Genomic DNA, 22,252 nt, shown 5'->3' on the forward strand with positions numbered 1-22,252 from the left:
GGGGCTTCGTCGATTCCCGGCCTCGCCGCGCCCGACACCGGAGCGAGCGAGTTGGACCGGGAGACGTGCCCGTTACGCTCTGGCAGGATGCCGCGGCATCATGGCATCCTGACCGCTCCTGGGCACCAGAGAGTCTCCTAACGTGGGGACATGACCGATGCCCTCGCGTACTTCCAGGCCCGACTCGCGTTCGAAACAGACCCTTCCGACGTGTACGCCGCTCAGAAGAGCGGTGATGCGTTCGTGCTCGTCGACGTCCGCGGCGCAGAGGCCTGGGCACAGGGGCGGATCACCGGTGCCGTCCACATGCCGTATCGAGAGATCGCCGAACGAGCGCCTCGCGAGTTGGACCGGGACATCCCCGTCGTCGTCTATTGCTGGAGTCCGGGGTGCAATGCCGGGCAGAAGGGCGCTGTCGCCTTCGCCCAGCTCGGCTACACCGTCAGGGAGATGATCGGCGGGTACGAATACTGGGTGCGCGAAGGACAGCCCTTCGAGAACGACGAGGGTCCGTGCCAGCGCGTCTACGATCCCACCGTGATGGTCGCGCACCGCGCGTCGCCAGAGCTGCTCCCCGGTCGATGCGCCGACGGCAGCGCGCAAGGGTGAGGTCGTGGGGTGCTGCCGTCCGGGCGTAGGCTCTCGACGATGCACCCTCCCCTTCAGCCGTTCGCGACGGGCTTCCTGTCCCGTCCCGATGGCGCACGTCTGTACTGGGAGACCTCGGGAAATCCCACGGGTCGGCCGGCGCTCTACCTGCACGGTGGCCCCGGTGGAGGACTCGGGACGGGTGGGTACCGGCGCCGATTCGACCCCGACCTTCACTTGATCGTGGGTCTGGATCAGCGAGGATGCGGACGAAGCACTCCCTGGGCCTGTGACGATCTCGCGAGTCTGCAGACACAGACCATGGATCATCTCCTTGACGACGTGGAAGCCCTTCGCGAGCACCTGCACATCGACAGGTGGTTGCTGCACGGCGTCTCGTGGGGATCCACCCTGGCACTCGCTTATGCGCTCGCACACCCCGAGCGCGTGACGGACATCGTCGCTCTCGCCGTCACCACCGGTAGCCGGTGGGAGATCGACTGGATCACCGACGGGATCGCGCCGGTGTTCCCCGAGGCATATAAAACGCTGCGGGAGCCGCTCCGACCGGAAGAACGCACCATCGAGGGGTACGCGCGCCTGCTCACGGACCCGGACTCGCAGGTCCGCGTCGACGCGGGCGACCGATGGGACGCATGGGAAGCGACGCACATCTCCCTCGGGCCCCACGCGAAACCGGGTCCCCTCCACGCCGAGCCACGGCACCGCCTCAACTTCGCCACGCTCGCGACGCACTACTGGGCTCGCGACTGCTTCCTCCCGGGCGCACGGGCGGTACTCCCCCGGGCTGGAGCCCTCGCACCGATCCCGGGCGTGCTCGTGCACGGACGACGCGACATCAGCGGGCCGGCTCTGACCGCCTGGCAGCTGCACCGGTCGTGGCCCGGCAGTCGTCTCGAGATCGTCGAGGAAGACGGGCACGGCGGACCGAGAAGCGCCGAGCTCGCCGGGCTCGCGATGGACGCGTTCGCACGCGACGCACGAGGAGAGAGCGCGGGCTGACGCGCCGGAGCGCGTGCGCGCCGCGAACGGAAAGAGAGTGTCCTTCACGCATGCGACGTGCCTCGCTCCTCCGGCGACGCCGCACGGGATCGTGCTCACACCGCAGAGGCAGAGGTCAGGCTGTTTCGACGTCCTCGGTGAACCAGCGCGCGGCCGATCCGAAGAACACCGGATCCGTCGTGGAGGTGTCGTCGTCATCGACGACATCGCAGACGACGACCGTCACGTTGTCGCGCGTTCCCGCCTCGAGCGCCAGCGCCACCGCCGCAGCCGCCGCCGAACGCGGATCGGATGCCTCGGCCACGAGGCGGGCGACGTCGGACTCGGGGACGTAGTCGGTGAGTCCGTCGCTGCAGAGCACCCAGCGGTCGCCGACGCGCGGCGGCCGCTCGGCGACCGAGACGACGTCGCCTTCGGCGCCGCCGAGGGACGCCGTGATGATGTTGCGTCGCGGGTGAGCCGCGGCCGCCTCCGGAGGGATGATGCCGTGGTCCACCAGAGCCTGAACGTAGGAGTCGTCTCGGGTCTCGCGCGAGAACTCGCCGTCTCGGAGCAGGTACGCACGAGAGTCGCCCGTGTGCGCGAGCAAGAGCTCACCGGTCGTGCTCAGGAAGATCCCCGTGAAAGTCGTCGCCATGCCCTCGAGGGCCGGGTCACGTTCGACGTGGGCGCGGATGTCCCAGTTGGCCTCGCGGATGCGCACCAGGAGGCCATCGGCATCCAGCCCCCCACCCCGTGTCGCGACGAGACGGTGGACGAGAGCCGCGGAGGCGAGGTCGCCGGACGGCCCTCCTCCCACGCCGTCTGCCACCGCCGCACCCCAGGACGCCGCGAAGGCGGCGTCCTGGTTGGTGGGACGGTGGGCGCCGGCATCGGAGACGGCGGCCGTGATGAGCCGAACGGGCACGGGATCAGCGCGCGAAGTACCCGCGGTAGTACTCGTACACCCAACCGACGATGGCGACCACGAAGACCGCGAAACCGACGGGGACGAGCCACGTACCCACGGCGAGACCGATCATGGCGATCGCCGCCGAGGCGGCAAGCACGATCGGCCACCACGACCACGGGCTGAACTCGCCCATCTCGGGATCGCCGTCGTCGATGTCGGCGGTCAGGGTGTCTTCGGGCAGCTCACCGCGCTGCGCCTTGAGGACGCGCCCGATGTAGAAGGCGATCATCGTGGACATGAGGCCCAGGAATGCCAGGGCGACCGTGCCGACCCACTCGACTCCACCGTGCTGCAGCAGGCTCCAGACGGTGTACACCGCCGCGACCAGGAACGAGAAGACCGCGAGGATCCACCACAGGTTGACGTTGGTACGCATCGTCTTACTTGACCTCTCCGTCAGCGGCATCCACCACGGGCGCCTCGGGGGCGTCCTTCGCCGGTCCCACACCGACCGGGATGCCGGCCTCGGGGTGGTTCAGGTCGAACGCGGGGCGCTCGCTCCGGATACGCGGGATGGAGGTGAAGTTGTGGCGCGGGGGCGGGCACGACGTGGCCCACTCGAGCGACGCACCGTAGCCCCAGGGGTCATCGACCGTCACGCGCGGAGCCTTGCGCGCCGTGATCCACACGTTCAGCAGGAACGGGATCATCGATGCACCGAGGATCATCGAGCCGACCGTCGACAGCTGGTTCTCCCATGCCCAGCCGTCAGCGGCAGCGTAGTCGGCGTAGCGGCGCACCATGCCGTCGACGCCCAGCCAGTGCTGGATGAGGAACGTCATGTGGAAGCCGATGAACAGGAACCAGAAGTGGACCATGCCGAGGCGCTCGTTGAGCATCTTGCCCGTCCACTTGGGCCACCAGAAGTAGAACCCGGCGAACATCGCGAACACGACGGTTCCGAACACGACGTAGTGGAAGTGCGCGACGACGAAGTACGAGTCGGACAGGTGGAAGTCCAGCGGCGGCGACGCCAGGATGACGCCGGTCAGGCCACCGAAGACGAACGACACGAGGAAGCCGAGGGCGAACACCATGGGCGTCTCGAACGTGACGGATCCGCGCCACAGCGTTCCGATCCAGTTGAAGATCTTCACACCCGTCGGCACCGCGATGAGCATCGTCATCAGGGCGAAGAAGGGCAGCAGCACGCCACCGGTGACGTACATGTGGTGAGCCCACACGGCGACCGAGAGCGCCGCGATGGCGATGGTGGCGTAGACCAGCGTCTTGTAGCCGAAGATCGGCTTACGGCTGAAGACCGGGAAGATCTCCGACACGATGCCGAAGAACGGCAGCGCGATGATGTACACCTCGGGGTGACCGAAGAACCAGAACAGGTGCTGCCACAGCAGGACACCGCCGTTCTCGGGGCTGTAGATGTGCGCGCCCAGCACACGGTCGGCGGCGGCGGCGAAGATCGCGGCAGCGAGGACCGGGAAGGCGAGCAGGATCAGGATGCTCGTGATGAGGGTGTTCCACGAGAAGATCGGCATGCGCCACATGGTCATACCGGGGGCGCGCATCGTCAGCACGGTGGTGATGAAGTTCACCGCACCGAGGATCGTGCCGAAGCCGCTGATGCCGAGGCCCAGCATCCACAGGTTTCCACCGACGCCCGGCGAGAAGCTCGCGTTGGCCAGCGGCTGATACGCGAACCAGCCGAAGCCCGCCGCGCCCTGCGGCGTGAGGAAGCCGGAGACGGCGATCGTGGAGCCGAAGAGGAAGAGCCAGAACGCGAACGCGTTCAGGCGCGGGAACGCCACGTCGGGAGCACCGATCTGCAGCGGCAGCAGCGCGTTGGCGAATCCGGCGAAGAGCGGCGTCGCGAACATGAGCAGCATGACCGTGCCGTGCATGGTGAACAGCTGGTTGTACTGCTCTTTGGTCGGGATGATCTGCATGCCGGGCTCGAAGAGCTCGGCGCGGATGATCAGCGCCATCACGCCGCCGAGCATGAAGAACAGGACGGAGGCGATGAGGTACATGTACCCGATCGTCTTGTGGTCGGTGGACGTGATCCACTTGACGACCAGGTTGCCCTTCTGCTCGACACGCGTGGTGCTCAGCAGTGCGGCTTGACGCGGCGGGAGAGTCGTGGGCCGCGAGGGCCCTGTCCCCTGGAGCGGAAGCGTCGTGGCCATGATCACTCGTTCCCTTCGGTACCGGTCGTCGTCAGGTTCTGCAGACGAGACAGGTCGCTGATGTCACCCACATCGCCGGCGCGGCGCAGGGAGTCGAGGTAGTCCTCGTACTCGGCCTCGCTGACGACCTTGACGTTGAAGAGCATGGCGGAGTGGTACTCGCCGCACAGCTCCGCGCACTTGCCTTCGTACGTGCCCTCGCGAGTGGGCGTGAACGACCACTCGTTGTCGCGGCCGATGTACATGTCTTTCTTGTAGAGGAAGTCGATGATCCAGAACGAGTGGATGACGTCGCGCGAGCGGAGGTCGATCTTCACCGTCTTGTTCACCGGCAGGTAGAGCGTGGGCACGTCATCAAGGTCGTACCCGTCGGAGGTGGCGATCGCCTGCACCCCCATGGAGTACACGGCGTCGGAGTTGTCTTCCTCTTCGCCGTTGTACTGGAAGTCCCAGGCCCACTGCTTGCCGTACGCCGTGATCGACACGTCGGGGTCGTCGTACTGCGTCTCGAGCGCGTTCTGGTCGCGCGCCGTGAACGCGAAGAAGCCGACGACCAGGATGAGCGGGACGATCGTGTAGAAGATCTCGATCGGCATGTTGTAGCGCAGCTGGACCGGAAGGCCCGACTGGCCCTTGCGGCGGCGGTACGCGATGACGGACCACAGCATGAGGCCCCACGTGATGACGCCCACGGCGAGGAGCACGATCCACGAGTTGACCCAGAGACCGGCGACCATGTCGGTGTGGTTCGTGGCGGGTGTGCCGTCATCGACGAAGCCGGGCAGGAATCCGTGCAGCTGGGTCGTGGTGCAGCCCGAGAGGAGTGCGACGGAGGCGATCCCGAGAGGGAGCGCTGCCCAACGGAGGCGACGTTTGGAGGGCACAATGCACCTTTCCGGGTCGTGGATGAAGCTTTGACAGTCTACGGCAACCTCTCACGGTTCTCAGGCCATTCGTCCAGTGCCGAGACATCGAGAACCCCCGGGTTCCACGGTGTGTTCCGTGGTCCCGGGGGTTCCCGGAGAGGCGCTCGAACGGCGTGCGAACTCAGTGGAAGCTGTCGCCGCAGGCGCAGGATCCCTGCGCGTTGGGGTTGTCGATCGTGAAGCCCTGCTCCGAGATCGTGTCCTTGAAATCGATGCTCGCACCGTCGAGGTACGGCACGCTCATGTCGTCGACGATGACCTCGACGCCGTCGAAGTCGACGACCTTGTCGCCGTCGAGGTACCGCTCGTCGAAGTAGAGCTGGTAGATGAGTCCCGAGCATCCGCCCGGCTGCACGGCCACACGCAGGCGGAGGTCGTCGCGGCCTTCCTGCGACAGCAGGCTCTTGACCTTGTCGGAGGCGGCGGCGGTCAGGCCCACGCCGTGCTCACGGGTCTCGGCGGAGGACGACAGAGTGGTGTCGGTCATGGCGATGCCCTTCGGGTTGATCGGTCGCGTGGACGAACCGAGTCTACGCCGATCCCGCGCCCGTGGGTCTGTCAGACGGTGCGTTCGTTCAGCCGGGCGAGCAGCAGGGCCTCGGAGACCAGTGCGTTGCGGAACGTGGCGAGATGCAAGGACTCGTTCGGGCTGTGGGCTCGTGCGTGCGGGTCCTCCACCCCCGTGACGAGGATCTGAGCCGCCGGGAACTCCCGGACGAGGTCGGCGATGAAGGGGATGGACCCCCCGACCCCGACGTCCACCGATTCGACGCCGTATCCGTCTGCGAAGGCCGCCCGGGCCTCCTCGACGGCCCATCCGCTGGTGTCGACCAGGAACGAGTCGCCGCAGTCGACGTCGCTGAACTCCAGCTGCGCCCCGAACGGCGCGTGAGCGCGCAGGTGCTTCTCGACCGCGGCGAAGGCCTCCTCGGCATCCTGACCGGGCGCGACGCGCGCGCTGATGACGACGCGCGTCTCGGGAGCGAGGGTGTTGGATGCCGACGCCACGGGCGTGGCGTCCCAGCCGGTGATCGTGATGGCCGGCTTGTTCCAGATGCGGCTGAGGATCGAGTCGCGCCCGATGGGACTGACATCGTCGAGCAGACCCGACTCCGCCCGCAGGGTGGTCTCGTCGTAGGCGGGAGTCTCGGCGTCGCGCACGGCGAGGCCCTCGACGGCGACCGCGCCGTCGACGTCCCACAGAGTCGCGAGCAGTTTCACCGTGGCGAGCATGGCATCCGGGACCGCGCCGCCCATCATGCCGGAGTGCGACGCGTGTGCGAGGGTGCGCACCGTCAGCGTGAACCGGGCGTTGCCGCGCAGCGACACCGTGAGGCCGGGGGTCCGCTCGTCCCAGTTGCCGGAGTCGGCCACGACGATGACGTCGGAGCGGAGCACATCGGCATTGTCGGCGAGGAACTGCGCGAACGAGCGGGAGCCGAACTCCTCCTCCCCCTCGATGAAGACGGCGAGACCGAGATCGAGATCATCGCCGAGCACCTCGGCGACCGCGCGGATCGCGCCGACGTGCGCCATGACGCCCGCCTTGTCATCGGCGGCGCCGCGACCGTAGAGCCGACCGTCGCGCACCGTCGGCTGGAACGGCGGGGAGTCCCACAGCGACTCGTCGCCGGGAGGCTGCACGTCGTGGTGGGCGTAGAGCAGCACCGTCGGACGTCCATTGCGCGCGGCGCGCGATGCCAGGACGGCAGGCTGACCCATCTCGTCGGTGCCGGGGATGGCGGCCCGCGCGACCTTCACGGTGTCGAAGACGCCCGTGCCCTCGAGGAGGGCCGCGACGGCGTCGGCGCTTCTCACCAGGGCGGACTGGTCGAAGGCGGGCCAGGCGATCGAGGGGATGCGCACGAGCGAGCCGAGATCGGCGAGGGCGGCGGGAACACCGGCGTCGGCTGCGTTCTGCACAGCCTCCTGCCGGGACAGGTCGAGGGTCATACGGGTAATCTTAAATCTCCCCATCAGCGAGCTCTCGAGGTTTCCCGTGGCCAAGTCTTCCGCCCCCGCCCCCAACGACACCCCCGTCGACCCGACGGACAGTGGCACGGGCAAGGGCCGCGCGACCCCGTCGCGCGCCGAGCAGGAGGCCGCGCGCAAGCGCCCCCTCGTGCCCGACACCAAGGAGGCGAAGGCTCGCGCCCGTGCCGAATTGGCCGCGCAGCGCGAGAAGGCCCGCATCGGCATGGCCGCCGGCGAAGAGCGCTATCTGCCGGCGCGCGATCGCGGTCCGCAGCGTCGCTTCGCGCGCGACTTCGTGGATGCCGGATGGCACCTCGGCGAGGGCGTCATGCCGTTCATGGTGCTCGTCATCGTCGCGACGCTGATCCCCGCGTCGTTCTTCCAGTACTGGTCGTTCGTGGCGCTGTGGATCTTCATCCTCTTCGTGGTCGGCGACATGATCATCACCTCCATCCGCGTCAAGAAGGCCGCGAAGGAGAAGTTCGGCGAGACCAAGCTCGAGAAGGGCCTCGGCTGGTACGCGGCGATGCGCACCGTGCAGATGCGCTTCATGCGTCTGCCTAAGGCTCAGGTCAAGCGCGGGCAGTACCCGGTCTGACCCCCGCGTCCACACGAAGCGGCGTGCCTTCGGGCGCGCCGCTTCGGTATTTCCGGCGCGGGCGCGCGTGCCCGCCGCGCGTCCCCTCACGACGGACGACGTGTCCTCGATCCCCGCTGCGCGCCGGCACCGGCTCAGGTGCCCCCGCTTCGGACGCTCGTCACGGGTGGGGTGTCCACGACGCGCCACTTGGCCGCGAACGTCACCGGCGTGTCCTGGACACTCGACGGCCGATGGTCAGCGGACGCGTCCCGGTCAGCGCGCGGGCTCGACGGGCGCAGACTGATCAGCGCGCGGGCTGATCACCGGACACGGGCCGGTCAGCGGGCGCGGGCGAGACCGCGGTTGATCTGCCGCGCCCACAGCGGGCCGCGGTAGAGGAAGCCGGTATAGCCCTGGACGAGGGTCGCGCCGGCGGCGAGGCGCTCGCGCACGTCGTCGGCGGTCTCCACTCCCCCGGCCGAGATCACGACGAAGTCCGCCGGGACGGCTTCACGGACGAGTCGGAGCACGTCGGCAGCGCGCTTCTTCAGGGGCGCACCCGAGAGGCCGCCGACACCCGCGGCCTCGACCACGGCCGGGTCGGTGCGAAGCCCCGAACGCTCGATGGTGGTGTTCGTGGCGATGATGCCCGCCAACCCCGCGTCCACCGCGAGACGCGCGATGTCCTGCACCTCGGCGTCGTCGAGGTCGGGCGCGATCTTCACGAGCAGGGGCGTCGAGCCCGCGGCATCCCGAACCTCCGTCAGCAGCGGACGCAGCGTCTCGACGGCTTGCAGTCCGCGCAGGCCCGGGGTGTTGGGCGACGACACGTTGACGACGAGGTAGTCAGCCAGAGGGGCGAGCAGTTTCGCACTGCGGACGTAATCGGTGGTGGCGTCCTCGACGGCGACGACGCGGCTCTTGCCGATGTTGACGCCGATCACGGGCCGCGTGCGCGAGCGCCGCAGACGGCGGAGCTTGGCGGCGGCCGCCGCGGCACCGTCGTTGTTGAAGCCCATGCGGTTGATCACCGCACGGTCGGCGACGAGACGGAACAGGCGGGGCTTGGGGTTGCCCGGCTGCGGGAGCGCGGTGACCGTCCCCACCTCGACGTGCCCGAAGCCCAGGGCGCCGAGGCCCCTTCCCATCGTGACGTTCTTGTCGAAACCCGCGGCGACGCCGAACGGCGAGGGGAAGTCCAGCCCGAGGGCGCGCACCCGCTGCTCGGGTCCGGGGGCCGTGAAGCGACGGACGACGGATGCCACCGGCTCGACGCCCGCGGCACGGATGACGAGCGCTCCGAGGTGGTGCGCGAACTCGGGATCGAGGCGGGTGAGGACCGTGCGGAAGAGAAGGGGATACATCACCGTCAGGCTACTGGACGCCCATCGTGCTCGTCGTCCGCGGGGTCGGTGCCGCGCATGGCGTGATCGGCGCGGAGCTGCGCGATGGCGGCGTCGAAGTCCTCGAGGGAGTCGAACGCCTGGTACACGCTCGCGAAACGCAGGTACGCGACCTCGTCGAGGTCGCGGAGCGGTCCGAGGATCGACAGTCCGATCTCGTTCGCCTCGATCTGCGACGACCCGGTCTGGCGGATCGCCTCCTCCACGCGCTGAGCGAGCACGGCGAGGTCGGCATCGGTCACGGGTCGTCCCTGGCACGCCTTGCGTACGCCCGACATGACCTTCTCTCGACTGAAGGGTTCCACGACACCCGAGCGTTTGATCACGTTCAGACTCGCCGTCTCGACGGTGGAGAAACGCCCGCCGCATTTCGGGCACTGCCGGCGTCGCCGGATGCTCAGACCGTCGTCGCTCGTGCGCGAGTCGATGACGCGGGAATCCGGGTTGCGGCAGAACGGGCAGTGCACGGCTACACCTCGAAACGCGCGGTCACGGCCTCACCGTGCGCGGGCAGCGCCTCGGCCTCGGCGAGCGTGACGATGGCATCCCGCACCTCGGACAACGCCGCACGGTCGTACTCCACGACCTGCTGCGGCCGCAGGAACGTCGCCGCCGACAAGCCCGCGCCGTACCGTGCCTGACCGCCGGTCGGCAGCACGTGGTTGCTCCCGGCGAGGTAGTCGCCCAGGCTCACGGGTGTGTAGGGGCCGACGAAGACCGCGCCCGCATTGACGTAGTCCTCCGGTCGCGGGTCGGCGAGGTGGAGCTCGAGGTGCTCGGGAGCGTAGGCGTTGCTGAAAGCGGTCGCCTGCGCGATGTCGTCGACGAGCACGACGGCCGACTGAGGGCCGTGGAATGCCGCGGTCACGCGTTCGCTGTGGCGGGTCGCCGCTACGCGTGCCGGCAGCGCGTTCAGCACGGCATCGGCCAGCCGAGCGGAGTCGGTCACCAGCACGGCCGAGGGCCTGCTCGTCGTGCTCGGCCTGGCTCACCAGATCGGCCGCGACGAGGGTGGGCTCGGCACCGTCGTCGGCCACGACGAGGATCTCCGTGGCGCCCGCCTCCGAGTCCGTGCCGACGCGCCCGGCCACAGCGCGCTTGGCCGAGGCAACGAAATTGTTGCCCGGTCCGGTGACCACGTCGACCGGGTCGAGGCCGATCTCGGCGACGCCGTAGGCGAATGCGCCGATCGCTCCGGCACCACCCATGGCGTAGACCTCCGTCACGCCGAGCAGCCGTGCGGCGGCGAGGATGACGGGGTGCACACGTCCGCCGAACGCCGACTGCGGCGGCGACGCCAGCGCGACCTCGCGCACACCTGCGACCTGCGCCGGGACGACGTTCATCACGACGCTGGAGGGATAGACGGCCTTGCCCCCGGGAACGTACAGACCCACGCGCCGCACCGGCTGCCACCGTTGGGTGACGCGGGCACCGGGACCGATCTCGGTCACGACGGGCGCGGGGACCTGAGCGGCGGATGCCGTTCGGACGCGCGTGATGGCGGCGTCGAGGGCCGAGCGGATCTCGGGAGCGAGGTCGCGGACCGCCTCGTCGAGGTGGTCGGCCGGAACCCGGATGGCATGGTCGCTCACCCGGTCGAATCGCGCGGCCTGCTCGCGGAGAGCATCCTCGCCGCGGTGGGCCACATCGTCGACGAGACGTGCGGCCGTGGCGAGGGCCTCGTCGCGCGCGGCATCGGCGCGCGGCACCGTGGCGAGGAGCTCGGCCGGCGAGAGCACGCGGCCGCGGAGATCGATCGTGCGGAGCATGGCTCCAGGTTACCGGCCGCGTCCGCGCGGCCTCGCGCCGGACGGGCGGCTTCCAGACGGTGCACAGCCGGTGCAGAACCCGCGCGGGTCGTCTCGTCGTCGACGCGGTGTCGGGACCTCGGACCCCTCGCCATCAGACTGACGATGCGGACGTCGAGGACGACGACGCGACAGGGCACCTGGCGCGGACCGTGCGAGCCGGGCGCCTCCCCTGCCGGCGTCTAACCACGATCAGCGCGGAACGACCCGGGCACGTCGACGCACCCGCGAGCCGCCCACCCGAGGAGCGGGCGGCTCGCGGACGGGGTCAGCCGCGCGTGACGCCCGACACGTCGTGCAGGTAGCCGATGCGGCCGTCGTCGTGGCGCACCACGAAGGTCTCCCCGCGGTCCTCGACGACGAGCGCCCACGCGGTGGGACCGATGCGGAAGATGGGCGTTCCGTAATCGTCGACGATCTCGCGCTCCTCCGGGGCGAGCGCCCAGAACGCCTGCGCGTGCGCGTGGTCGCGGTCGTCACGGCGGTCCTGGGCCGCGTGCTCGCCCCCACGGTTCCCGTCGCCGCGGTCATCCCCACCGTCCTCGTCGACGTGCTGCTCGTCGAGGCGGAATTCGTCACGGCGCAGGTCGTCGTCCCGCTGCTCCGCCCGCAGCGGCGCGAACACGTCGGTGTCGTTCTCGTCATCCGTATGCGCGGGGAGGACCGACGTGCGCGGCGCCGACTCCTCGCGAGAGAGGTCGGTCGAGCCGGTGTAGCTGCCCGGCGTCAGCGCGTCGGAATCGGCGGCGACGGCGTGCCCCTCCCCCGTACGCACGACCCCGTGCTTCTCCGCGCCGTCACGCGGAGTGCGCGGGGTCCGCGGACGCGCGACGACCGGTCGGATCGGGCGGGCATTGCGGTGCGCGGGGACCTCGTCGCGACCGCGGAAGTCCTGCGCGAACGGCGGGATGAGCGGCCCGAAAACGGTGAGGACGACACCGGCGAGCATCAGCACAGCCTCGACCCAGATGACCCATGACCGCGTCCAGATCCCGGTCTCGTCGAACACGACGACGGTGTCCCACACCCACGAGATCCACACCAGCGCAGAAACGGTGAAGGCGACCGATGCGAACTGGTCGATGCCGAGCGAGCCGACGCGGCGGATGCCCTGCGGTGAGAGGCGGCGGAGCACGAGCAGGCCGACCGCGACGGTGGGCAGGGCGATGGTGGAGATCCACCACAGCCCCGACAGCCACACGTTCGCGCCGCCGACGAGAACACCCGAGGGCGAGTCGAGGATGTTCGTTCGGAAGAACGAGACCAAGAAGGCGACCACCCAGATGCCGAGCAACGACACCTCGCGGACGGAGAACGGTCCGACGCCGTACTGCGGGAGGTCGGCGGACCGCAGGTCGTGGTGGTCGCGCGCACCGGCGTTGGCGTGCGCGGACGCCGGCACCGATCGGTGCTCGTCGGCGGGCACGGACGACACGGGTCGATCATGAGCGGACGTCGCGGACACGGGGGTGTCCGGACGTTCACGATCGGCGGAGGTCATTCCGTCGTGGGGGTTCTGATCGGTCACGATGATCCTTTCACCAGGGCGCCGCAGCGCCTGGTCATCCTAATCACGGGCTGTTCAGCATCCGCTGGGGTTGCAGCGCCCCGGGAGGGGGCGGGTCAGCCGAGGCAGTTCGGTCCCAGCAGGCCCTTCAGTTCTCCGAAGAGATCGGCCGTCACGCGCACGGGCATCGGAACCTCGAACACCTTTGCCGTGCCGCCCTTGTGCAGCTTCAACACGACCTCGGTGGGTCCGGCGTGCCGACGCAGCATCTGTGCGAGTTCCCCGACCAGCGCCTCGTTGGCGCGCTGCTCGGGAACGACGAGGGTGAGACCACCCGACTCGTCGAGCCCCTCGAGGTCGGGGGCGAACGCGCTCTGCGCGTGCAGATTCAACCCGTCGTCGCGTCGCGACACCCGGCCGCGGACGACGAGGATCGAATCGGCCTGCAGGACCGGTGCGAACTCGGCGTACGTCTTGCCCATGAACATCACGGTCACCTCGCCGTTGAAGTCCTCGACGGTGACCATGCCGTAGGGGTTGCCGCTCTGCTTCGCCACGCGGTGCTGCACGCTGGTGAGCAGGCCCGCCACGGTGACCTGATCGCCGTCCTGCACGTCTTCCGAGGCGAGCAGGTCGTGGATCGAGGTGGAGGCGTGCTTTGCGAGGGGCACCTCGAGCCCGGCCAGCGGGTGGTCGGACACGTAGAGGCCCAGCATCTCCCGCTCGAACGCCAGTTTGTCTTTCTTCGTCCACTCGGGCCGCTCGGGCACCTTGACGACCTGCTGCGGTTCGTCCCACAGGGAGTCGAAGTCGAAGCCCACCTCGCCGTTGGCCTCCCGGCGCTTGTCGAGCACCGCGCCCTCGCAGGCGTCCTCGTGGACCTCGATCAGCGCGCGCCGGGTCGAACCGAGGGAGTCGAACGCTCCGGCCTTGATGAGCGACTCCACCGTGCGCTTGTTGGCGACGTGCATCGGCGCCTTCGACAAGAAGTCGTGGAAGGACGTGTAGGGGGCGTCCTGACGCGCGGCGACGATGCCGTCGACCACGTTGGCGCCGACGTTCCGGACGGCGCCCAGGCCGAAGCGGATGTCTTCGCCGACGGCCGCGAAGAACCGGATGGACTCGTTGACGTCGGGAGGCAGCACCTTGATGCCCATGCGGCGACATTCGTTGAGGTACACCGCCATCTTGTCTTTCGAGTCGCCCACGCTGGTCAGCAGCGCGGCCATGTACTCGGCGGGATAGTGCGCCTTGAGGTACGCCGTCCAGTACGAGACGAGTCCGTACGCGGCCGTGTGCGCCTTGTTGAAGGCGTAGTCCGCGAACGACTCCAACACCTTCCACAGGGTCTGTTGGGCCACCTCGCCGAAACCGCGCTCGGTCATGCCGCCGAAGAAGATCTCCTTCTGCTTGTCGAGCTCGCTCTTCTTCTTCTTTCCCATGGCGCGCCGCAGGAGGTCGGCCTGGCCCAGCGTGTATCCGGCGACGCGCTGCGCGACGGCCATCACCTGCTCCTGATAGACGATCAGGCCATAGGTGGTGTCGAGGATGTCCGCGAGCGGTTCTTCGAGCTCGGGGTGGATCGGTTCGATCTCCTGCTGCTTGTTCTTGCGCAGCGCGTAGTTGATGTGCGAGTTCACGCCCATCGGACCAGGGCGGTACAGCGCCAGGACGGCCGAGATGTCCTCGAAGTTGTCGGGACGCATGAGCCGCAGCAGAGAGCGCATGGGCCCCCCGTCGAGCTGGAACACTCCCAGCGTGTCGCCGCGGGCGAGGAGCTCGTACGATGCGGCGTCGTCGAGGGCGAGGTCTTCGAGCACCAGGGGGTGTCCGCGGTTGGCCTCGATGTTGTCGAGGGCGTCGTTGATGATGGTGAGGTTGCGCAGCCCCAGGAAGTCCATCTTGATCAGGCCGAGCGACTCGCACGCGGGGTAGTCGAACTGCGTGACGATCTGGCCGTCCTGCTCGCGACGCATGATCGGGATGATGTCGATGAGCGGCTCGCTCGACATGATCACACCGGCGGCGTGCACGCCCCATTGACGCTTCAGGTTCTCGAGCCCGAGCGCGGTGTCGAACACCGTCTTGGCCTCGGCATCGGTCTCGATGAGCGTGCGGAACTCGCTGGCCTCTTTGTACCGCGGGTGCTCGGGGTTGAACATGCCGTCCAGCGGCATGTCTTTGCCCATGACCGCCGGCGGCATGGCCTTGGTCAGGCGGTCTCCCATGCTGAAGGGGAAGCCGAGCACGCGCCCGGCGTCTTTCAGGGCCTGCTTCGCCTTGATCGTTCCGTACGTGACGATCTGGGCGACGCGCTCGTCTCCGTACTTCTCGGTGACGTACTGGATCACCTCGCCCCGACGACGGTCGTCGAAGTCGACGTCGAAGTCGGGCATCGAGACGCGGTCGGGGTTGAGGAAGCGCTCGAAGATCAGACCGTGCTGCAGGGGGTCGAGGTCGGTGATCTTCATCGCGTAGGCGACCATGGAGCCCGCCCCCGAGCCACGACCGGGGCCGACGCGGATGCCGTTGCGCTTGGCCCAGTTGATGAAGTCGGCGACCACGAGGAAGTAGCCCGGGAAGCCCATCTGCAGGATGACGTCGGTCTCGTACTCGGCCTGCTTGCGCACGTCGTCGGGGATGCCCGCCGGGGTAGCGGTCTTGGAGGCCGTTCTCGACCTCTTTGATCATCCAGCTGCCCTCGGTCTCGCCCGGGGGTACCGGGAAGCGCGGCATGTAGTTGGCCGAGGTGTCGAACGCGACATCGCAGCGCTCGGCGATCAGCAGGGTGTTGTCGCAGGCCTCGGGATGGTCACGGAAGACCTGTCGCATCTCGGCGGGTGACTTGACGTAGTAGCCGTCACCGTCGAACTTGAAACGCTTGGGGTCGTCGAGCGTGGAACCGGACTGCACGCACAGCAGGGCGGCGTGACTCGTGGCGTCGTGCTGATGGGTGTAGTGCAGGTCGTTCGTGCCGACCAGCGGGATGCCGAGATCCTTCGAGATCTTGATGAGATCGCCCATGACGCGGCGCTCGATCGAGAGGCCGTGATCCATGATCTCGGCGAAGTAGTTGTCTTTGCCGAAGATGTCCTGGAACTCGGCCGCCGCGGCCCGAGCGGCGTCGTACTGTCCGAGCCGGAGGCGCGTCTGCACCTCGCCGGACGGACAGCCGGTGGTGGCGATCAGGCCCTTGCCGTACGTCTGCAGCAGCTCCCGGTCCATGCGGGGCTTGAAGTAGTACCCCTCCATGCTCGCCTTGGACGACAGGCGGAAGAGGTTGTGCATGCCCTCGGTCGTCTCGGACAGCAGCGTCATGTGCGTGTAGGCACCCGAGCCCGACACGTCGTCGCTCTGCTGCTCGGGAGTCCCCCAGCGCACACGGGCCTTGTCGGAGCGGTGCGTGCCGGGGGTGACGTAGGCCTCGATCCCGATGATCGGCTTGATGCCGGCATCCTTCGCCGTCTTGTAGAACTCGAAGGCGGCGAAGGTGTTGCCGTGGTCGGTGACCGCGATGGCCGGCATGCCCTGCTTGACGGCCTCTTGCACCATCGGGCCGATGCGCGCCGCGCCGTCGAGCATCGAATACTCGCTGTGCACGTGAAGGTGAACGAAGGAGTCTGCTGCCACGAGTCGAGTCTACGTTTCGCCTCCGACATCGCTCCCCGGACGCTCGGTGCGGATGCCCCTCACCTCTGCGCGCGCGACTCGGCTACGGTGAGGCCGTGCCCACTCCTGATTTCGTGCTCGAACTCCGCCGTCACGTCGGCACCCGTCCGCTGCCGCTCGTGGGGGTCACGGCGGTGATCGTCCGCGAGGGCGAGGTGCTCCTCGGTCGCCGCAGCGACAACGGCCGCCTCACCCCCGTCACGGGCATCGTCGACCCCGGCGAAGAGCCCGCCGACGCCGCCGTGCGAGAAGCGGAGGAAGAGGCCGGGGTGCGCATCCGCGCGGAGAGGCTCGCGTGGGTGCACCAGATTCCGCGGGTCACGTACGACAACGGTGATCAGAGCGACTACCTGGACCTCACCTTCCTGTGCCGCTGGATCTCCGGCGACCCGCTGCCCGTGGACGGAGAGATGACCGAGGTCGGATGGCATCCCGTCTCGGACGTGCCGCACATCTTGGATGCCGAGATGGCGGAGCGCGTGCGAGCAGCCCTCCAGGACGGCCCCGCGCGCTTCGCCCAGCGAGACGACTGAGCACCGCACCGCGGGTGCACGTCCTCGACGGTCCGACGCGTGCGGCGCTCAGATGCCGTCTTCGAGCACCTCGAGCGCGTGGGACAGATCGGGCGGGTAGGGCGACTCGAACGAGACCCACTCCCCCGTCCCGGGGTGCGTGAAGGCGAGACGGTGCGCGTGCAGCCACTGCCGGGTCAGCCCGAGACGGGCCGACAGCGTGGGATCGGCGCCGTACAGCGGGTCGCCCGCGCACGGGTGGCGGTGTGCGGCCATGTGCACGCGGATCTGGTGGGTGCGACCGGTCTCGAGGTGGATCTCGAGCAGCGACGCGCGCGGGAACGCCTCGAGCGTCTCGTAGTGCGTCACCGAGTCCTTGCCGTCGGGGGTGACGGCGAACTTCCAGGAGTGATGCGGATGCCGCCCGATCGGGGCGTCGATGGTCCCCGCCAGCGGGTCGGGATGGCCCTGCACGACCGCGTGGTAGATCTTGTCGACCTCGCGCTCTTTGAAGGCGCTCTTGAGCAGCGTGTACGCCCGCTCCGTCTTGGCCACGACCATCAGCCCGCTGGTGCCCGCGTCTAGGCGGTGCACGATGCCGCGGCGCTCGGCCGGGCCGCTCGTCGCGATGCGGAATCCCGCGGCGGCCAGGGCTCCGAGGACTGTGGGTCCCTCCCACCCGAGGGAGGGGTGCGCGGCGACGAAAGCGGGCTTGTCGACCACCACGATGTCGTCGTCGTCGTGCACGATCCCGAGGTCGGGTACCTCGACCGGCACGACCTCCGGGTCGCGCTTGGGCTCCCACTCCACCGTCAGCCACGCGCCCGCGCGGAGGCGGTCGGAGCGGCCGGCGGTGCGACCGTCGACGCTGACTCCCCCGGCGTCGGCGACCTCGGCCGCGAAGGTGCGCGAGAATCCGAGCATCTTCGCCAGCGCCTGGTCGATGCGTGTTCCTTCGAGCCCGTCGGGGACGGGCAGACTCCGCGACTCCATGTCAGCGGGCTCCCGGGCCGGGCGACGCCTCGATTTCGCCGTCGGCCGCGGCCGCACGGGAGGCCCGCGTCTCGCGCGTGCCGTCGATGCGGAGCCCAGCGAGCACGAGGATCGCGACCGAGATCATCATGGAGACGATGAACACGTCGGCGACGTTGTAGATCGCGGGCATCATCCAGGGCGTCGAGATGAAGTCGACCACGTGACCCACCGGGAAGCCCGGCTCCCGGATGAGACGGTCGGTGAGGTTGCCCAGCACACCCCCGAGGAGGAGGCCCAGGACGACGGCCCACAGCCGCGAGCGGACACGCCGCACCGCGAGGAAGACGATCACGCCGGCGACGACCGCCAGCGCGATGGTGAAGACCCACGTCACGCCCTCGCCGAGCGAGAAAGCCGCACCGGGATTGCGGACGAGGTAGAACTGCAGCGCGTCGCCGAGGACCGGGACGACGCGCTCCGGGGGGAGGTTGTCGATGGCGACGGTCTTCGCCAACTGGTCGGCGGCCAGCACCAGCATCGCGAGGATCGCGATGACGATGCCGGCCGCCGCCGGACGCAGAGGAGATCGACTGCGCAAAGAGTGGTCCTACAGGCCGATCGCCGACACCGGCGTCGAGCCCGAGGACGTCGCGGTGGTGTCGAGGTCGCGGAGCTGACCCTCGATGTAGGAACGCAGCTGCGAGCGGTAGTCGCGCTCGAAGTTGCGGAGCTCGGTGATGCGGCCCTCGAGCGTGGTGCGCTCCTTCTCGAGGCGGGCGCGCTCTTCGCGGCCCTTCTGCTCGGCTTCGGCGACGATGGACGCCGCCTGCGCCTGGGCCTCGCTGATGAGCTGGTCGCGCTGCGCGCGGCCCTCGGCCACGTGCTCGTCGTGCAGGCGCTGGGCGAGCTCGATGATGCCCGCGCTCTGCGCGGCCGGCTCCAGGTCGGGGGTCGACTTCGACACGACGGGAGCGGGGGTCTCTTCGACGGCGGGCTCTGCCGTCGCGGGCGCCTCGGCGGCGGGCGCCTCGGCGGCCGGGGTGGCTTCGCCGGACTCGTAGGCCGCGAGCTTGGCCTTCAGCTCTTCGTTCTCGGCGATGGTCTTGCGCCACTCGACGACGATCTCGTCGAGGAAGTCGTCGACCTCATCGGGGTCGAAGCCCTCCTTGAAGCGCACGTGCTGGAACTGCTTGGTGACGACGTCATCGGGGGTCAGTGCCATGGTGATTCCTCTTTCGAGAGCTCTGAGTAGAAAGGCATGTGGTGTCGCACCGGGGCTCACCGCTTCGGAACAGCATAGTCGCCGCCCTTCGTCGGTGTCGAAGACGGGCGAAGGGCGGCGACGCGAAGGTCAGGCGGCCGCGAGGGACCGCGTGACGCTCAACAGCAGGAAGCAGACGAACATCACGATCGCGAAACCGAAATCGATCGCGATGCCCCCGATGCGCAGGGGCGGGATGACGCGGCGAATCAGCTTGATGGGCGGGTCCGTCACGGTGTAGATGATCTCGGCCAGCACCAGGGTGACACCGCGCGGACGCCACTCCCGGTTGAACATCGGGATGTACTCGAGCACGAGGCGGGCGAGCAGGATCACGATGTAGATGAACAGGATCGTGCTGAGGATGGAGCCGATCAGGCTCACGACGGCCACGGCGCGTTACTGGGACGCGAAGGGCGCGACCTCGGGGTCGGCCTGCGCGATCGCACCGTCGCCGGAGACGGCGATGTTCTCGGGCGAGAGCAGGAAGACCTTGCTCGTCACCCGCTCGATGCGGCCGTACAGTCCGAGCGAGAGTCCGCTCGCGAAGTCGATCAGACGGCGCGCGTCGGCGTCGCTCATCTGCGACAGGTTGATGATGACCGGGATCCCCTCGCGGAAGTTCTCGGCGATCGTCTGCGCGTCGCGGTACTGCTTCGGGTGCACCGTGAGGATCTCGCTCACGGGACCCGCGGTGGGCTGGCGCACCACGGCGGGCCGGTGCAGCGGGGTCACCGGCGCGGCCTTCTCGACGGGAGCAGCAGTCTGCGTGGGCTGCTTGCGCGCGATGGGCTGCGGCGCTGTCTCCTCATAGGTCTCTTCCTCGTCGGCGAGGCCCAGGTACACCATCGTTTTCTTGAGGGGGTTCGACATCGCATCCTCCGTTCGCTCGTCTGGTCCGAGGCTAGTCGCGCGGGGGCCTCGGGCCGGTGATTGCGGAGCCGATCCGCAGGTGTGTCGCGCCCATCGCGATGGCTTCCGGGAAATCGCCGGTCATCCCTGCCGAGATCCACCGCGCGTCGGGGTCCACCGCACGCACGACGTCGGCCGACCGGCGAAGTCGCTCGAAGGCCCGGGCGGGCTCCTCGTCGAGGGGGGCGACCGCCATCACGCCGCGCAGACGCAACCCCGACAGCCCCGAGACGTGCACGGCGAGCTCGTCGACACCCCCGGGCGCGACGCCTCCGCGGCCGCTGTCATCGGTGAGGTTGACCTGCAGCAGCACGTCCAGCACCCCCTCGCCGTCGGCGGCGTCCAGCGCGTCGGCGATGCGCGCGCGGTCGACCGAATGCACGGCATCCGCGGCCGCCCGGACGGCACGGGCTTTGTTCGTCTGCGCCTGACCGATGAAGTGCCAGGTGAGATCCGGGATGCCGGCCAGCTCCGCGCGCTTGGCGGTGAGCTCCTGCTGGCGGTTCTCGCCCACGTGACGCACGCCGAGGGCGTGGAGATCGCGCACGAGGGACGCGGGGTGGAACTTCGTCACGACGATGCGGGTGATGTCGGCGACGTCGCGGTGCGCCGCGCGGGCGGCATCCCGGATGCGCTCATCGACGGCGGCGAGCCGGTCGGCCAGGGCGGTGTCCATGCTGCTCCTTCGACGACGAGAGCGGGCCCGGTGGAGACCGGACCCGCTTTCGACGGTGAGATCGTGCGTGCTTACTTCAGGAAGTCCGGCACGTCGAGGTCGTCGTCGGCGTAGCCGCTGTCGTACGAGGTCTCGGGAACGCGCGCGGCCACCGGAGCCGGCTCCGGGCGACGCTCGGGGGCGCGCTCGGCGGCGGTCTTCTGCTCCTCGGCGGCGTCCAGGTCACGGGCGACGTCGTCGGCCGGGATGGCCGGGAGCACCGGAGTGGATGCCGGGCGCTGCGCCCCCACGGGATCGATTCGCAGCGACGGCTCGCCCCCGTCGAAGCCGGCGGCGATGACGGTGACGCGCACCTCGTCGCCGAGGGTGTCGTCGATGACCGTTCCGAAGATGATGTTGGCTTCGGGGTGGGCCGCTTCCTTGACGAGCTGAGCGGCGTCGTTGATCTCGAAGATGCCGAGGTTCGAACCGCCCTGGATGGACAGCAGCACGCCGTGCGCACCCTCGATCGACGCCTCGAGCAGCGGGGATTCGACGGCGAGCTCGGCGGCCTTGATGGCACGGTCGGCGCCGCGCGCGGAACCGATGCCCATGAGCGCCGACCCCGCGCCCTGCATCACGCTCTTGACGTCGGCGAAGTCGAGGTTGATGAGACCCGGGGTGGTGATGAGGTCGGTGATGCCCTGCACACCGGCGAGCAGCACCTGGTCGGCGGTGGCGAACGCCTCGATCATCGAGATGCCGCGGTCGCTGATCTCGAGCAGCCGGTCGTTGGGGACGACGATGAGGGTGTCGACCTCTTCCTTCAGACGCCCGACGCCGGCCTCGGCCTGGCTCTGACGGCGGCGACCCTCGAACGAGAAGGGCTTGGTCACGACACCGATGGTGAGGGCGCCGATCGACTTGGCGATCTTCGCCACCACCGGCGCGCCGCCCGTGCCGGTGCCACCGCCCTCGCCCGCGGTGACGAAGACCATGTCGGCGCCGCGCAGGGCCTCCTCGATCTCCTCCGCGTGGTCTTCGGCGGCGCGACGGCCGACCTCGGGGTCGGCACCTGCGCCGAGACCCCGGGTGAGCTCGCGCCCCACGTCGAGCTTGACGTCGGCGTCGCTCATGAGCAGCGCCTGCGCGTCGGTGTTGATCGCGATGAACTCCACGCCGCGCAGGCCGAGCTCGATCATGCGGTTGACGGCGTTGACGCCGCCCCCGCCCACACCGACGACCTTGATCACGGCGAGGTAGTTCTGGTTGTGGCTCATGCCGGCCTCCGTTTGTCCCCGAACCCGAAACTCTAAACCTCATGTTGAGGGTTAAAGAATTGCCCGGTATGCAATTCCTT

General features: G+C 68.9%; 20 protein-coding genes and 2 pseudogenes. 4 read left to right on the top strand and 18 right to left on the bottom strand.

Translation table 11 applies throughout. The features are described 5' to 3' along the window. Positions 1-150: 150 nt before the first annotated feature. Together QE392_RS14400 and QE392_RS14405 are read left to right on the top strand one after the other, a co-directional pair. Positions 151-609 (top strand): rhodanese-like domain-containing protein, encoded by a 459-nt coding sequence (locus QE392_RS14400; RefSeq protein ID WP_307452934.1) that lies wholly within the window; start codon positions 151-153, stop codon positions 607-609. A gap of 39 nt (positions 610-648) precedes the next feature. After that, positions 649-1,611: an alpha/beta fold hydrolase gene (locus QE392_RS14405; RefSeq protein WP_307452936.1), complete on the top strand. Its 963-nt coding sequence runs from the start codon at positions 649-651 to the stop codon at positions 1,609-1,611. A gap of 115 nt (positions 1,612-1,726) precedes the next feature. Here the strand turns inward: QE392_RS14405 and QE392_RS14410 are convergent, their stop codons facing one another. The 6 genes from QE392_RS14410 to QE392_RS14435 form a co-directional block, all read right to left on the bottom strand. Next, positions 1,727-2,518: a PP2C family protein-serine/threonine phosphatase gene (locus tag QE392_RS14410; RefSeq protein ID WP_307452938.1), complete on the bottom strand. Its 792-nt coding sequence runs from the start codon at positions 2,516-2,518 to the stop codon at positions 1,727-1,729. 4 nt (positions 2,519-2,522) lie between these two features. Continuing rightward, positions 2,523-2,939: a cytochrome c oxidase subunit 4 gene (locus QE392_RS14415; protein WP_307452940.1), complete on the bottom strand. Its 417-nt coding sequence runs from the start codon at positions 2,937-2,939 to the stop codon at positions 2,523-2,525. 4 nt (positions 2,940-2,943) lie between these two features. After that, a complete protein-coding gene (gene ctaD / locus QE392_RS14420; RefSeq protein ID WP_307452942.1) occupies positions 2,944-4,707 on the bottom strand; it encodes an aa3-type cytochrome oxidase subunit I in 1,764 nt (587 codons plus the stop codon). 2 nt (positions 4,708-4,709) lie between these two features. Next, positions 4,710-5,591: an aa3-type cytochrome oxidase subunit II gene (ctaC, locus tag QE392_RS14425; RefSeq protein ID WP_307452945.1), complete on the bottom strand. Its 882-nt coding sequence runs from the start codon at positions 5,589-5,591 to the stop codon at positions 4,710-4,712. A 163-nt stretch (positions 5,592-5,754) separates the two neighbouring features. Continuing rightward, positions 5,755-6,120 (bottom strand): iron-sulfur cluster insertion protein ErpA, encoded by a 366-nt coding sequence (gene erpA, locus QE392_RS14430; RefSeq protein WP_058232406.1) that lies wholly within the window; start codon positions 6,118-6,120, stop codon positions 5,755-5,757. 71 nt (positions 6,121-6,191) lie between these two features. Continuing rightward, positions 6,192-7,586 carry a dipeptidase gene (locus QE392_RS14435; protein ID WP_307452946.1) on the bottom strand — a complete coding sequence of 465 codons (1,395 nt, stop codon included), beginning with the start codon at positions 7,584-7,586 and terminating at the stop codon, positions 6,192-6,194. Between the two features lie 46 nt (positions 7,587-7,632). On the opposite strand from QE392_RS14435, the gene QE392_RS14440 reads away from it, so the two are divergent. After that, entirely contained in the window at positions 7,633-8,205 is a 573-nt protein-coding gene (locus QE392_RS14440) for a DUF3043 domain-containing protein (RefSeq protein ID WP_307452948.1), read from the top strand. A 320-nt stretch (positions 8,206-8,525) separates the two neighbouring features. On the opposite strand, the gene QE392_RS14445 is transcribed toward QE392_RS14440, so the two are convergent. From QE392_RS14445 to dnaE, 5 genes and pseudogenes are all read right to left on the bottom strand, one after another. Then, complete coding sequence (locus tag QE392_RS14445; protein WP_307452950.1) at positions 8,526-9,551, bottom strand: quinone-dependent dihydroorotate dehydrogenase; 1,026 nt, start codon at positions 9,549-9,551, stop codon at positions 8,526-8,528. 5 nt (positions 9,552-9,556) lie between these two features. After that, positions 9,557-10,057, bottom strand: coding sequence for a transcriptional regulator NrdR (gene nrdR / locus QE392_RS14450; RefSeq protein WP_307452952.1), 501 nt, complete (start codon positions 10,055-10,057; stop codon positions 9,557-9,559). Positions 10,058-10,059: 2 nt separating this feature from the next. Beyond that, positions 10,060-11,362 (bottom strand): annotated as a pseudogene (hisD, locus tag QE392_RS14455) (histidinol dehydrogenase). Between the two features lie 307 nt (positions 11,363-11,669). Beyond that, positions 11,670-12,836 carry a hypothetical protein gene (locus tag QE392_RS14460; RefSeq protein WP_307452954.1) on the bottom strand — a complete coding sequence of 389 codons (1,167 nt, stop codon included), beginning with the start codon at positions 12,834-12,836 and terminating at the stop codon, positions 11,670-11,672. 188 nt (positions 12,837-13,024) lie between these two features. After that, positions 13,025-16,490, bottom strand: a pseudogene (dnaE, locus tag QE392_RS14465) (DNA polymerase III subunit alpha). A 143-nt stretch (positions 16,491-16,633) separates the two neighbouring features. Here dnaE and QE392_RS14470 point away from each other — a divergent pair. Continuing rightward, positions 16,634-17,110: an NUDIX hydrolase gene (locus QE392_RS14470; RefSeq protein ID WP_307452956.1), complete on the top strand. Its 477-nt coding sequence runs from the start codon at positions 16,634-16,636 to the stop codon at positions 17,108-17,110. Positions 17,111-17,158: 48 nt separating this feature from the next. Here QE392_RS14470 and QE392_RS14475 read toward each other — a convergent pair whose 3' ends face one another. The 7 genes from QE392_RS14475 to ftsZ form a co-directional block, all read right to left on the bottom strand. Further along, positions 17,159-18,082 carry an RluA family pseudouridine synthase gene (locus tag QE392_RS14475; protein WP_307452958.1) on the bottom strand — a complete coding sequence of 308 codons (924 nt, stop codon included), beginning with the start codon at positions 18,080-18,082 and terminating at the stop codon, positions 17,159-17,161. 1 nt (position 18,083) lies between these two features. After that, the gene (lspA, locus tag QE392_RS14480) at positions 18,084-18,662 is read right to left on the bottom strand and encodes a signal peptidase II (protein ID WP_307452961.1); all 579 of its coding nucleotides are present in this window, start codon (positions 18,660-18,662) and stop codon (positions 18,084-18,086) included. A 9-nt stretch (positions 18,663-18,671) separates the two neighbouring features. Continuing rightward, on the bottom strand, positions 18,672-19,286 hold the full coding sequence (locus tag QE392_RS14485) for a DivIVA domain-containing protein (protein WP_307452963.1): 615 nt from the start codon (positions 19,284-19,286) through the stop codon (positions 18,672-18,674). 129 nt (positions 19,287-19,415) lie between these two features. Then, positions 19,416-19,718 carry a YggT family protein gene (locus QE392_RS14490; RefSeq protein WP_307452965.1) on the bottom strand — a complete coding sequence of 101 codons (303 nt, stop codon included), beginning with the start codon at positions 19,716-19,718 and terminating at the stop codon, positions 19,416-19,418. A gap of 6 nt (positions 19,719-19,724) precedes the next feature. Beyond that, positions 19,725-20,198 (bottom strand): cell division protein SepF, encoded by a 474-nt coding sequence (locus QE392_RS14495; protein WP_307452967.1) that lies wholly within the window; start codon positions 20,196-20,198, stop codon positions 19,725-19,727. Between the two features lie 31 nt (positions 20,199-20,229). After that, positions 20,230-20,913: a YggS family pyridoxal phosphate-dependent enzyme gene (locus tag QE392_RS14500; protein WP_307452969.1), complete on the bottom strand. Its 684-nt coding sequence runs from the start codon at positions 20,911-20,913 to the stop codon at positions 20,230-20,232. 71 nt (positions 20,914-20,984) lie between these two features. Continuing rightward, positions 20,985-22,172 carry a cell division protein FtsZ gene (gene ftsZ / locus QE392_RS14505; RefSeq protein WP_307452971.1) on the bottom strand — a complete coding sequence of 396 codons (1,188 nt, stop codon included), beginning with the start codon at positions 22,170-22,172 and terminating at the stop codon, positions 20,985-20,987. Positions 22,173-22,252: the final 80 nt, after the last annotated feature.

It is taken from the genome of Microbacterium proteolyticum, assembly GCF_030818075.1.
Taxonomy (GTDB): Bacteria; Actinomycetota; Actinomycetes; order Actinomycetales; family Microbacteriaceae; genus Microbacterium; species Microbacterium proteolyticum_A.